This window comes from Cellulosimicrobium sp. JZ28, assembly GCF_015327065.1.
GTDB lineage: Bacteria > Actinomycetota > Actinomycetes > Actinomycetales > Cellulomonadaceae > Cellulosimicrobium > Cellulosimicrobium funkei.
In genome coordinates this window covers 2296052-2307694 of record NZ_CP017660.1, presented here as the reverse complement: position 1 = coordinate 2307694, position 11643 = coordinate 2296052, and the positions used below count along the sequence as shown (strand labels likewise).

Sequence of the window (11643 nt, the reverse complement as noted above, 5' to 3'; positions counted from 1 at the left end):
GGAGGCTGACGAGGCCGTCGGTCCCGCCACCCTCGGGGGACGGCGCGGTCCGACGACGAGGTGCCCGCCGCCACCGTGGACGGAGACGAGGACGTCGAGGCGGACGGAGGGGTGGATCGCCTGCGGCGGCGCGCGGCGCAGACGGCCGCGAGCGCGTACACGGCCGCGCACGGGCACCCGACGGCGCACTCCGGGTTCGGCGACCTCGCCGAGGAGGGCGGGCGGCGGTGGGCGCTGCGGCCGCGGACCGCGGTCACCGCGCTCGTCGTGGTGCTGCTCGTCGCGGTCGGCGTCGCCGTGCTACGCGCGCCGGCCGGGGGTGTCGAGCCCGTGGCGCGCGTGGACGCCCCCGCCGCGGCAGCGGCAGCTGGTGACGACGCCCCGGCCGGTTCGGACGCGTCGCCCGCCGCGGCGGGTGGTGCCGCCGCCGACGGCGCGGGGGAGGCCGCTCCCGGTCCTGGCACAGCAGCGGCCGGGGCGCCGGGCGGGGTCGTCGTGCACGTCGTCGGGCAGGTGGCGGCGCCGGGCTTGGTGACCGTCGCGACGGACGCCCGCGTCGCCGACGCGCTCGACGCGGCCGGGGGAGCGACCCCCGACGCCGACCTCGCCGCGCTCAACCTCGCGCGCGCCGTGACTGACGGCGAGCAGATCCACGTCCCCCGCCCCGGCGAGGCGGTCGCCGCACCGCCGCCCGCCTCCCCGGGGGCGGCCTCCACCGGTGGCGGGGGTGCGGGTGGCGCGGTCGTCGACCTCAACGCCGCCGACGCCGCCGCCCTCGACACGCTGCCCGGCATCGGTCCCGTGCTCGCCGAGCGCATCGTCGCGTGGCGCGACGAGAACGGTCCGTTCACCGCCGTCGACGAGCTCGGGGAGGTCAGCGGCATCGGCCCCGCCGTGCTCGAGGACGTGCGCGACCTCGTGCGCGTGTGACCGACCTCCGGCTCGTCCCCACGGCGCTCGCGGCCTGGGCCACCGCGTTCGTCGCCGTCGGTGCGTCGGCGGCGGACGCGTTGCACGGGGCGCGTGCCACGGCCGTCGTGCTGTGCTGCGTGCTCGGCGCCGGCCTCGTCGCGCTGCGTCATGGGGCGACCTTCCCCGCGATGTCCGACGCAGGCGTCGGTGCGGGCCTCGTCACCGTGCCCTCCGGCCCGGCGACCGGTGCGGGCCCCCGTCGGTCGGGCGGACCGCGGCTCGGCGCACCCGTCCGGCCACGGGAAGGTCGGCCGGTCGGGCCGCGGACCGGGTCATCGGTCGGCGTGCGCGTGCTCGGGCAGGTGGCGCTCGTCCTCGCGTGCGTGGCCGCTGTCCTCCTCTCGGGCGGGGTCCAGCTCGCCGCGCGGGCTCCGCTCGCCTCGCTGGCCGACGAGCGCGCGACGGCGACCCTCGCCGGGACGGTGCGCTCCGCCGTCGAGCCGCGGACCGACCCGTGGTCGGGGTCGGCCGACCGGCACGAGGCGCGGGTGGCGGTCGACCAGGTCACCGCACGCGGCGCGACCGTCCCGGCGGCGGGGCCTGTCGTCGTGTCCGGCACGGGGGACGGGTGGACCGACCTCGCGTACGGGGCGGACGTCGTGGTCACCGGCCGGCTCGACGTGCAGGGGGACCGGACGTTCCTGCGCACGGACGGCGCGCCACGCGTCGTCGACGACCCCGGGCGGTTCCTGCGGGGTGTGCACGCCATGCGGCAGAGCCTGCTCGACGCGACGGACGGGCTCAGCCCGCAGGCGCGCGGGCTCGTGCCGGGGGTGGCCGTGGGGGACACCTCGCGGCTGGACCCGGAGCTCGACGAGGCGATGCGCACCACGTCGCTCACGCACGTCACGGCCGTGTCCGGCGGCCACTTCGTCATCGTCGTCGCGTGCGTCGCGGCGCTGTGCGTCCTGCTGCGGGCGCCGCGAGCCGTCCGCGTCGTCGTCACGGGCGCGGCGATGGTGGGTTTCGTCGCGCTGGTCCACCCGGAGCCGAGCGTGCTGAGAGCGGCGGCGATGGGGGTGGTCGGCGTGGTCGGCATCGCGCTCGGCCGCCCGTCCCGCGCGGTGGCGGCGCTCGGGGCCGCCGTGGTCGTGCTCCTGGTCGTCGACCCGTGGCTGGCACGGTCGTACGGCTTCGTCCTCTCCGTCGCCGCGACCGCCGGGCTGGCCCTGCTCACGGCGCCGATCGCCCGCCGGCTGGCACCGTGGTGCGGACGGACCACCGCGCACGTCCTCGCCGTCCCGGTGGCAGCGCAGGCGGCGTGCGCCCCGATCGTCGTCCTGCTCGACCCGAGCGTGAGCACGTGGTCCGTCCCGGCGAACCTCCTGGCCGCACCGGCGCTCGGTCCGGCGACGGTGCTCGGCGTCCTCGCGACGCTCGTCGCGCCGTGGTGGCCCGGTGCCGCGACCGCGCTCGCCTGGACGGCGGGGCTCTTCACGGGCTGGATCGCGGGCGTTGCCCAGGTCTTCGCCGCCGCGCCCGGCGCGCGGGCGCCCTGGCCCGAAGGCGTCGGAGGAGCCGCGCTGCTCGCCGCGCTGACTGCCGTCGCGCTCGCCGTGCTCCTCCGCTCGCGCGCCCTCCAGGACGCGGGGGAGCGCCGCACGCTGCGTCGCGCGACGTCGCCGTCCCTGCGGGTGCGCCTCGCCGGGGGGTGGCGTCGCGTCACCCGGTCGTCACGCCCCGACGCCGGGCCGTTCGGACGGGCCGATGGTGCGCACCCCGCCCTCGCTCCGCGGGCGAGAGCCCGGTCTCGTGCGCGTGTCGCGGCCATGGTCGTCGCGCTCGTCGCGGTGCCCGTCCTGCTCGTCGTGGTGCTCCGGCCGCTCGGTGTGACCGCGGGGCCGGTCCCCGCGGACTGGGCGGTCGTGGCGTGCGACGTCGGGCAGGGCGACGCGCTCGTCGTGCGCTCGGGATCGCGCGCCGCGGTGGTCGTGGACGTCGGGCCCGCAGGCGCCGCAGCGGGGTCGTGCCTGGACGACCTCGGGATCGAGCGGGTCGACCTGCTCGTCCTCAGCCACTTCCACGCGGACCACGTCGGCGGCCTGGAGGCGGTGCTCCGCGGCCGGGAGGTCGAGCGCGCGCTCGTGAGCCCCGCGGCGGAGCCCGCGGGGCAGGCCGAGCGCGTGCTCGGTGACCTCGCGGACGCAGGCGTCCCGGTACAGGTCGCGCGGCCCGGGGAGACGGGCGCGGCGGGCTCAGTCGGTGCTGCGGATGCTGGGGGATCCGGCGAGAGCGTCGACGACGGCGCCTCGTGGGAGGTGCTGCAGGCCGGACCGGGCGACGCGAACGACGCGAGCGTGGCGCTCCTCGTCCGGGTGGCGGGACTGGACGTCGTCGCGCTGGGCGACCTGGAGGACGCGGGGCAGGCGGCGCTCGCCCGGACCCTGGGCGAGCGGGGCACGGGCCCGGTCGACGTCGTCAAGGTCGCGCACCACGGCTCGGCCACGCAGTCCGACCGGCTCGCGCAGGTCCTGGCACCGACCGTCGCGCTCGTCAGCTCGGGCGAGAACACCTACGGCCACCCCACCGACCGGGCGCTCGACCTCTACCGCGGGGTCGGGGCTACCGTGCTGCGGACCGACGTGTGCGGCACCGTCGCGCTCGTCGTGCGCGACGAGGTCCTCTCCGCCGCGGGATGCGGGTGACCGCGCCCGAGCGTGCCCCCGCCCGGGCACCCGGGCACCCGGGCACCCGGGCGGCCGACCATCCTGTGCCCCGGTGCCAGGGCGCCCGCGACGCCCGGGCGCCGTCGGTGCGGCGTCGCCGGAACTCCTGCGAGAGTCGCGGACCGCAGCCTCGGGGCGCGTCGGCCGGCACCGCCGGTGGGCGGCTCGTGGCAGGCTTGGGCCATGCCCGCGCCGACCCGCACCGCCCGTCCGTCCGCCGGCCCGTCCCTCGCGTGGGACGACGTCCGGCTCGCGCCCGTGGTGCTCGTCCAGGGGCCCGAGTCGCTCCTCGCGGAGCGTGCCGTCGACGCGATCGTCGACCTGGCGCGCGAGCGCGACCCCGAGGTCGAGAAGGTGACGATCGAGGCCGCGACGTACCAGGCCGGGATGCTCACGGTGGCGGCGAGCCCGTCGCTGTTCGGCGAGGCGAAGGTGGTCGTCGTCGAGGGTGCCGAGTCGGCGACGGACGCGCTCGTCGCGGACGTCGTGGACTACGTGCCGGTCGCCGACCCGGCGACGACGGTCGTCGTCGTGCACGGGGGCGGCGTGCGGGGCAAGCGCATGCTCGACGCGATCAAGGGGAGCGGCGCGCCCGTCGTCGCGGTCGAGGCGATCAAGAAGGACTCCGACAAGGTGGCGTTCGTCAACGCCGAGTTCCGCAGGGCCCGTCGACGCATCGACGCGTCGGGCGTGCGGGCTCTCGTCGAGGCACTCGGCAACGACCTGCGGGAGCTGGCGGCCGCCTGCAGCCAGCTCGTCACGGACACCGACGGCACCGTGAGCGAGGCCGTGGTGGACCGGTACTACGGCGGCCGGGTCGAGGCGACCGGGTTCCGGGTCGCGGACGCCGCGGTCGCGGGGAACGCGGGGGAGGCCGTAGCGCTCCTGCGGCACGCGCTCGCGACGGGCGCGGACCCGGTGCCGCTCGTCGCAGCCCTGGCGATGAAGCTCCGCGCCCTCGCGAAGGTCGGCGCGATGCGTGGCCGTGGCGGGGTGGCGGCCAAGGACCTGGGCCTCGCGCCCTGGCAGGTCGACCGTGCGCGCCGCGAGCTCGCGGGCTGGACCCCGGAGGGGCTCGCGACCGCGATCAGCGCCGTCGCGCAGGCCGACGCCGAGGTCAAGGGCGCCGGTCGTGACCCGGTGTTCGCCGTCGAGCGGGCCGTGCTGACGATCGCGCGGGCCCACGGCCGCTGACCGAGCAGCAAGCCCGCCCGACTCCGGGCTCGGGGTCCCGGCTCGGCACGGCGTCGGCGGCGGGCTCCGACCGGGCACCCGGTCCCGCGCGGTGCCGACGGCCAGGACGAGGCGCCCGTCACCGGACGCACGAGGGGCGCCGACCCGTGCGGGTCGGCGCCCCTCGTGGGAAACCTGTGCGAGCGTCGCGACGATCAGCGTGTCACGACACCGCGGGCGAACCGTGCGATCAGAGAGCGTTGACGGACTTCGCGATGGCCGACTTGCGGTTCGCGGCCTGGTTCGCGTGGATGACGCCCTTCGAGACGGCCTTGTCGAGCTTGCGGGACGCCGCCTGGAGCGCGGTGGTCGCCGCGTCCTTGTCGCCCGCGGCGACGGCCTCGCGCACGCGGCGCACGTACGTCTTGAGCTCGGACTTGACTGCCTTGTTGCGCAGACGAGCCTTCTCGTTCGTGCGGATGCGCTTGATCTGGGACTTGATGTTGGCCACGTGTGGACTTTCTGGTTCTGTTCGCCGGAGCGAGCGGATAGGTCGTAGAGGGCGACTCCAGCTCCGGGACTGGGGTGGGGAACCCGTGGAGAGGTGCTGGAGCTGTGCCCGCCGACCTGGGCGGACACGCAGCCATCAAGACTACCAGCGGTCCGGCCGTGACCCTAATCGCTCGTGCGGACGCCGGAGCGGCGCCTCGCGCGGCCCCGAGGCTCGCGCGAGAGCCGGGACCACCGCCTCAGCGGTGCCGCGAGATCCCCTCGACCACGCGGTCGAAGACGTCGCGCCCGACGACGGCACCCTCGCGGCGCACAGCGGCCGGGTCGACGCGCACCACGCGGTCCAGCCGAACCTCGCTGTCGCGCCCCTGCGCGTCCCACGGGCCCGACCCGATGTCGAGCCAGTACCGGCCCCAGCGCGCCTCGTCCCGCGCGTCGCGCGAGTGGTCCTTGCTCGTGAGCATCACGCCGAGGAGCCACGGGCCGTCCGACCCGACGAGCAGCACGGGCCGGTCCTTGCCCTGCGAGTGGTCCTCCTCGAACGGGACCCACGTCCAGACGATCTCGCCGGGGTCCGGGTCGCCGTCGGGCCGCGGCGCGTACTGCGCACGCACCGCGCCCTCGAAATCGCCCGGGTACGCCCCGGCGGCGGCGCCCCGACCGCCCGTCGTCCCGGCCGGGCCCGGTCGTCCGCCCGCCGCGGGGCGGGGTCGAGGACCGGGTGCAGCACCGGGACGCGGGCCGGGCCGCGGCGACGGCGTGCGGTCGGCGGGGCCGTGGCCCGACGGCGTCCGCTCCCGCCCCGGGGCCCGCGTCGCCGCGGTGCCCTGGCGCGCGCCGCCCTGCCCTGCGCCCTGCGAGCGCGTGAGCCCGGAGACCACGGCGCGCGCCGCGTCGGTCAGAAGTCCCAGCCATCGGTTGCGTGCCACGCGCGCACCCTACCGGGCGGACGCGCGTCCGCCCGGCTGCCCGGACGGTGCACGTCACCCGGCCAGGACGGCGTCCACCTCGCGCAGGAAGTCGTCGAGGTCGCCGGGGTCGCGCGACGTGACGAGCGTGTACCCCTCGTCGTCGCGCACGACGGACCGGTCGACCCAGGCGCCGCCCGCGTTGAGCACGTCCGTCTCGAGCGACGCGTAGCTCGTGAGGGTCTTGCCCTCGACGGCGGCCGCCTCGACGAGCGCCCACGGGCCGTGGCAGATCGCCGCGACCGGCTTGCCGGCGGCGGTGAACGCGCGCACGAGGCTCACGGCGTCGTCCTGGAGGCGCAGCGCGTCGGCGTTGATCGTCCCGCCCGGCACGAGCAGCAGGTCGTACTCGGCGGGGTCGGCGTCGGAGTGCGTGAGGTTCGGGGTGACGGTGCGACCGGGGTCCTTGTCGCCCACGAGGGTCTGCACGTCGTCGGCGGACGTGGCCGCGACGTCGACCTCCACCCCCTCGCCGCGCAGGTGCTCGAGCGGGACCACGAGCTCGTCCTGCTCGACGCCGTAGTTGGTCACGATCGCCAGCACGCGGCGCCCCTCGGGGCGGCCGGAGGTGCGGTGCTCGGTGTCCTGGGCCATGAGCGCTCCTCTCGTCGCCGGTCGGCCCGGTGCGGCCGGCCGGTCCTCCACGCTAGGTCGGCTCGCGGTGCCCCGCAGGGCGGGCGGGTGCCCGACGCCGGACGTGGGACAATGGTCGTTCCCGCCCGCCCGAGAGCGACCGTCGGCGCGCCGCCCCGAGCGCGCGGCCCCGACCCGCACGCCACTCCCAGGAGCGCACCCGCGTTGTCCCCGATCCCCAGTGCCCAGCTGAGCACCCGCATCCAGCCCGCGGCCACGCCGCCCGAGCTGATCCGGAACTTCTGCATCATCGCGCACATCGACCACGGCAAGTCGACCCTGGCCGACCGCATGCTGCAGCTCACCGGTGTCGTCGAGCCGCGCGCCATGCGCGCGCAGTACCTCGACCGCATGGACATCGAGCGCGAGCGCGGCATCACGATCAAGTCGCAGGCGGTCCGCATGCCGTGGGCCGTCGTGGCGGACGGCGTGGAGACGCCGCACGCGCTCAACATGATCGACACCCCGGGGCACGTCGACTTCACGTACGAGGTCTCGCGGTCGCTCGCGGCGTGCGAGGGCGCGGTGCTGCTCGTCGACGCGGCGCAGGGCATCGAGGCGCAGACCCTCGCGAACCTGTACCTCGCGATGGAGAACGAGCTCGAGATCATCCCCGTGCTCAACAAGATCGACCTCCCGGCGGCCCAGCCCGAGAAGTACGCGGAGGAGCTCGCGAACCTCGTGGGCGGCGACCCGGACGACGTGCTCAAGGTCTCCGGCAAGACGGGCGCCGGCGTCGAGGCGCTGCTCGACCGCATCGTCGAGCGCGTGCCCGCGCCGGTCGGCGACGCCGACGCCCCCGCGCGCGCCATGATCTTCGACTCGGTCTACGACACCTACCGCGGCGTCGTGACGTACGTGCGCGTCGTCGACGGCAACCTCAACCCGCGCGAGCGCATCGTCATGATGTCGACGCGCGCGACGCACGAGCTGCTCGAGATCGGCGTCATCTCGCCCGAGCCGATCGTCACGAAGGGCCTCGGCGTCGGGGAGGTCGGCTACCTCATCACGGGCGTGAAGGACGTGCGCCAGTCGAAGGTCGGCGACACGGTGACGAACGCGGCCAAGCCCGCCGCGGACGCGCTCGGCGGCTACTCGGACCCGAAGCCCATGGTCTTCTCGGGCCTGTACCCGATCGACGGGACCGACTACCCGGTCCTGCGCGACGCGCTCGACAAGCTCAAGCTCAACGACGCCGCGCTCAACTACGAGCCGGAGACGTCGGTCGCGCTCGGCTTCGGCTTCCGCGTCGGGTTCCTCGGCCTGCTGCACCTGGAGATCGTGCGCGAGCGCCTCGAGCGCGAGTTCGACCTCGACCTCATCTCGACCGCGCCGAACGTCGTCTACGACGTGACGCTCGAGGACGGGACGCTCGTCAACGTGACGAACCCGTCGGAGTTCCCGGGCGGCAAGATCAAGCAGGTCAGCGAGCCGGTCGTGCGCGCGACGATCCTCGCGCCGAGCGAGTTCGTGGGCACCGTGATGGGGCTGTGCAACGACCGCCGCGGCCAGATGCTCGGCATGGACTACCTGTCCGAGGACCGCGTCGAGCTGCGCTTCACGCTCCCGCTCGCCGAGATCGTGTTCGACTTCTTCGACCAGCTCAAGTCCCGCACGCGCGGCTACGCCTCGCTCGACTACGAGCCGTCGGGCGACCAGGTCGCCGACCTCGTCAAGGTCGACATCCTGCTCCAGGGCGAGCAGGTGGACGCGTTCAGCGCGATCGTGCACAAGGACAAGGCGTACGACTACGGCGTCATGATGACGGCGAAGCTCAAGGAGATCATCCCGCGCCAGCAGTTCGAGGTGCCGATCCAGGCGGCCGTCGGTGCGCGCGTCATCGCGCGCGAGACGGTGCGCGCGATGCGCAAGGACGTCCTCGCGAAGTGCTACGGCGGTGACATCAGCCGCAAGCGCAAGCTGCTCGAGAAGCAGAAGGAGGGCAAGAAGCGCATGAAGAACATCGGGTCGGTCGAGGTCCCGAAGGACGCCTTCATCGCCGCGCTCTCCTCCGACGCCGCGGGCGGCAAGGACGCCAAGGACAAGTCGAAGAAGTGAGCCCGGCGCTGCCCGAGGGCGAGCCGGTCCCGCCCGACGGCTCGCTGCCCTCCTGGGTCGCGAGCGGCGCGGGCGGCACCGTGCCCGCGACCCGCGGGTTCGGGGTCTACCTGCACGTCCCGTTCTGCTCGGTGCGGTGCGGGTACTGCGACTTCAACACGTACACGGCGTCCGAGCTCGGCGGGGGCGCGAGCCAGGCCTCGTACGCGAGCACGGCGCTGCGCGAGATCGACCTCGCCGCGCGCGTGCTGCACGACGCCGGGCTGCCCGAGCGGCCCGTGTCGACCGTCTTCGTCGGCGGCGGCACGCCCACGCTCCTGCCTGCCGGGGACCTCGTCCGCCTGCTCGGCGGCGTGCGCGACGCGTGGGGGCTCGCACCCGACGCCGAGGTGACGACGGAGGCGAACCCGGACTCGGTGACGCCCGAGTCGCTCGCCGAGCTCGCGGCCGCCGGGTTCACGCGCGTGTCGTTCGGCATGCAGTCCGCCGTGCCGCACGTGCTCGCGACGCTCGAGCGCACGCACGACCCGCGCCGCATCCCGGACGTCGTGCGCTGGGCGCGCGACGCCGGCCTCCAGGTCTCGCTCGACCTCATCTACGGCACGCCGGGGGAGAGCCTCGACGACTGGCGAGCGAGCCTCGAGGCTGCGCTCGCGACCGGCGTCGACCACGTGTCCGCGTACGCGCTCGTCGTGGAGGCGGGGACGAAGATGGCCGCCCAGGTGCGGCGCGGGGAGGTCGCGCTCCCGAGCGAGGACGACCAGGCCACGAAGTACGAGCTCGCCGACGAGCTGCTCACGGCGGCCGGCCTCACCTGGTACGAGGTGAGCAACTGGGCCCGTACCGAGGCCGACCGCTGCCGCCACAACCTCGCGTACTGGCGCGGCGACGACTGGTGGGGGATCGGGCCCGGTGCGCACTCCTACGTCGCGGCGACCGGCGCCGCGCCTGCAGGGGCGTCGCCCGAGGACGCCCGCGTCGGCGTGCGGTGGTGGAACGTCAAGCACCCGCGCCGGTACGCGGCGCTGCTCGAGGCGGGCACGAGCCCCGCGGCGGGGCGCGAGCTCCTCACGCGCACGGAGGGCCGGCTCGAGCAGGCGATGCTCGGCGTGCGGCTGCGCGAGGGTCTCGACCTCGCGGTCCTCTCCCCGGCGGGACGCCACGCCGTCGCCGGGCTCGTCGCGAACGGGCTGCTCGACGGCCGCGCAGCGGTCGCCGGTCGTGCCGTGCTCACCCTGCGGGGGCGGCTGCTCGCGGACACGGTCGTCCGGACGATCACGGACGAGTGACGTCGGCCCGGGTCCACCGCGACCCGGGCGCGCCCCGCGGGGACGAGGCCCCTCGGCGGCACCATCCTGCCCGCCGCCGTGCGACGGCCGCGGTGCTCGCCGCGCGGTCCGGGCCGGGAACCGCCAAGGTGGACCCAGCACGTCGACGGAGCGTGCAGCCCGCAGCACGTGACGACGAGGAACGAGGTGCACGATGACCGACCCCACGAACCCGGGCGGCGAGCCGCCCCGCGACGACGAGCACACCCCCGCCGACGGCGCGGGCGGCCCGCGACCGGACGCCACGCCACCGTCCGGTCCCGGACCCGACCGGCCCGACGCCGCCCCGTCCGGCGGCGACGTCCCGCCCGCCTCGCCGTACGGCCCGGGCGGGGGAGCGCCGCACGACCCGGCCGCACCGCCGTCGGGCCCGCCCGCGTACGGGGCACCGGGTGCCTACGGCGCGCCGACCGGTGCGCCGGACGGCGCGGCCGGGGGACCGGCGACGCCCCCGCCGGGCGCGTACCCGCCCCCGTCCGGTGCGTACCCGCCGCCCGCCGGCGGATACCCGCCCCCCGCCGGGGGGTACCCGCCGCCGCCCGGGTCGTACCCGGGCGCCGCCGGAGGGTACGGGGGCCAGCCCGGCTACTCGGGCCCGGCGTTCGGCGTCGGCGACGCGATCTCCTACGGGTGGCGCCGCGTCACGTCGAACCTGGGGCCGTGGATCCTCGTCGCGCTGATCTTCCTCGCCGTCAACATTGCGTGGAGCTGGATCACGGGCGGGTTCGACCAGTTCCAGGACCAGTTCGACTACTCCGACACGAACTTCGCCGCGCTGAGCGGAATCACGTTCACCAGTGTCGTGCTGGGGCTCGTCGGCACCGTCATCGGCTACCTCATCACCGCGTTCTTCACGCGCGGCGCGCTCGACGAGGCGGACGGGCGCCGGCCGGACGTCGCGGCGTTCTTCCGCATCGGCAACGTCGTCAACGTGCTCCTCGCTGCTCTGATCGTCGGCGTCCTGTCGTACATCGGGCTGTTCCTGTGCGTCCTGCCCGGCCTCGCGGTGCTGCTGTTCTCGGCGTTCGTGTACTACGTCGCGCTCGACCAGGGCGTCGACGCGATCACGGCGATCCGCACGAGCTTCTCGCTCGTCGCGAAGAACTTCGGGCAGGTGTTCCTGCTCCTGCTCGCCCTCGTCGGGATCAACATCCTCGGCGCGATCCCGTGCGGTCTCGGGCTCTTCGTGACGATCCCGCTGAGCTACGTCGCCGTCGGCTACGCCTACCGCCGTCTCACGGGCGGCGTGCCGGCCGCCTGAGACCCGGCCGACGCTGTCGCCGCGCCCCGGTACCGCCCGTCGGTGCCGGGGCGCGGTGCGTCTCGAGCGCGGTA

General features: G+C 75.7%; 9 protein-coding genes. 6 read left to right on the top strand and 3 right to left on the bottom strand.

What is annotated here, in order from left to right; translation table 11 throughout:
* Positions 1 to 75: 75 nt before the first annotated feature.
* The 3 genes from BJP59_RS10555 (at position 76) to holA (ending at position 4832) form a co-directional block, all read left to right on the top strand.
* Positions 76 to 930, top strand: a complete 855-nt coding sequence (locus BJP59_RS10555; RefSeq protein ID WP_228485005.1) for a helix-hairpin-helix domain-containing protein — start codon at positions 76 to 78, stop codon at positions 928 to 930.
* Complete coding sequence (locus BJP59_RS10550; RefSeq protein ID WP_194520893.1) at positions 927 to 3617, top strand: ComEC/Rec2 family competence protein; 2691 nt, start codon at positions 927 to 929, stop codon at positions 3615 to 3617. The genes BJP59_RS10555 and BJP59_RS10550 overlap by 4 nt, the downstream gene beginning before the upstream one ends.
* A 204-nt stretch (positions 3618 to 3821) precedes the next feature.
* The gene (gene holA, locus BJP59_RS10545) at positions 3822 to 4832 is read left to right on the top strand and encodes a DNA polymerase III subunit delta (RefSeq protein WP_076405569.1); all 1011 of its coding nucleotides are present in this window, start codon (positions 3822 to 3824) and stop codon (positions 4830 to 4832) included.
* A gap of 229 nt (positions 4833 to 5061) precedes the next feature.
* Here the strand turns inward: holA and rpsT are convergent, their stop codons facing one another.
* The 3 genes from rpsT to BJP59_RS10530 all read right to left on the bottom strand — a co-directional run bounded on the left by rpsT (position 5062) and on the right by BJP59_RS10530 (position 6883).
* Positions 5062 to 5322, bottom strand: a complete 261-nt coding sequence (rpsT, locus tag BJP59_RS10540) for a 30S ribosomal protein S20 (protein ID WP_043659362.1) — start codon at positions 5320 to 5322, stop codon at positions 5062 to 5064.
* Positions 5323 to 5560: 238 nt separating this feature from the next.
* Positions 5561 to 5935: a type II toxin-antitoxin system PemK/MazF family toxin gene (locus BJP59_RS20400; RefSeq protein WP_442861503.1), complete on the bottom strand. Its 375-nt coding sequence runs from the start codon at positions 5933 to 5935 to the stop codon at positions 5561 to 5563.
* A 369-nt stretch (positions 5936 to 6304) separates the two neighbouring features.
* Entirely contained in the window at positions 6305 to 6883 is a 579-nt protein-coding gene (locus tag BJP59_RS10530; RefSeq protein ID WP_194520891.1) for a type 1 glutamine amidotransferase domain-containing protein, read from the bottom strand.
* 204 nt (positions 6884 to 7087) lie between these two features.
* Between BJP59_RS10530 and lepA the strand changes: the two genes are divergently transcribed.
* The 3 genes from lepA (at position 7088) to BJP59_RS10515 (ending at position 11569) form a co-directional block, all read left to right on the top strand.
* Entirely contained in the window at positions 7088 to 8980 is a 1893-nt protein-coding gene (gene lepA / locus BJP59_RS10525; RefSeq protein ID WP_021479819.1) for a translation elongation factor 4, read from the top strand.
* Positions 8977 to 10269, top strand: coding sequence for a radical SAM family heme chaperone HemW (hemW, locus tag BJP59_RS10520; protein WP_194520890.1), 1293 nt, complete (start codon positions 8977 to 8979; stop codon positions 10267 to 10269). Before lepA ends, hemW begins: the two co-directional genes overlap by 4 nt.
* A gap of 193 nt (positions 10270 to 10462) precedes the next feature.
* Positions 10463 to 11569 carry a hypothetical protein gene (locus tag BJP59_RS10515; RefSeq protein WP_170963184.1) on the top strand — a complete coding sequence of 369 codons (1107 nt, stop codon included), beginning with the start codon at positions 10463 to 10465 and terminating at the stop codon, positions 11567 to 11569.
* Positions 11570 to 11643: the final 74 nt, after the last annotated feature.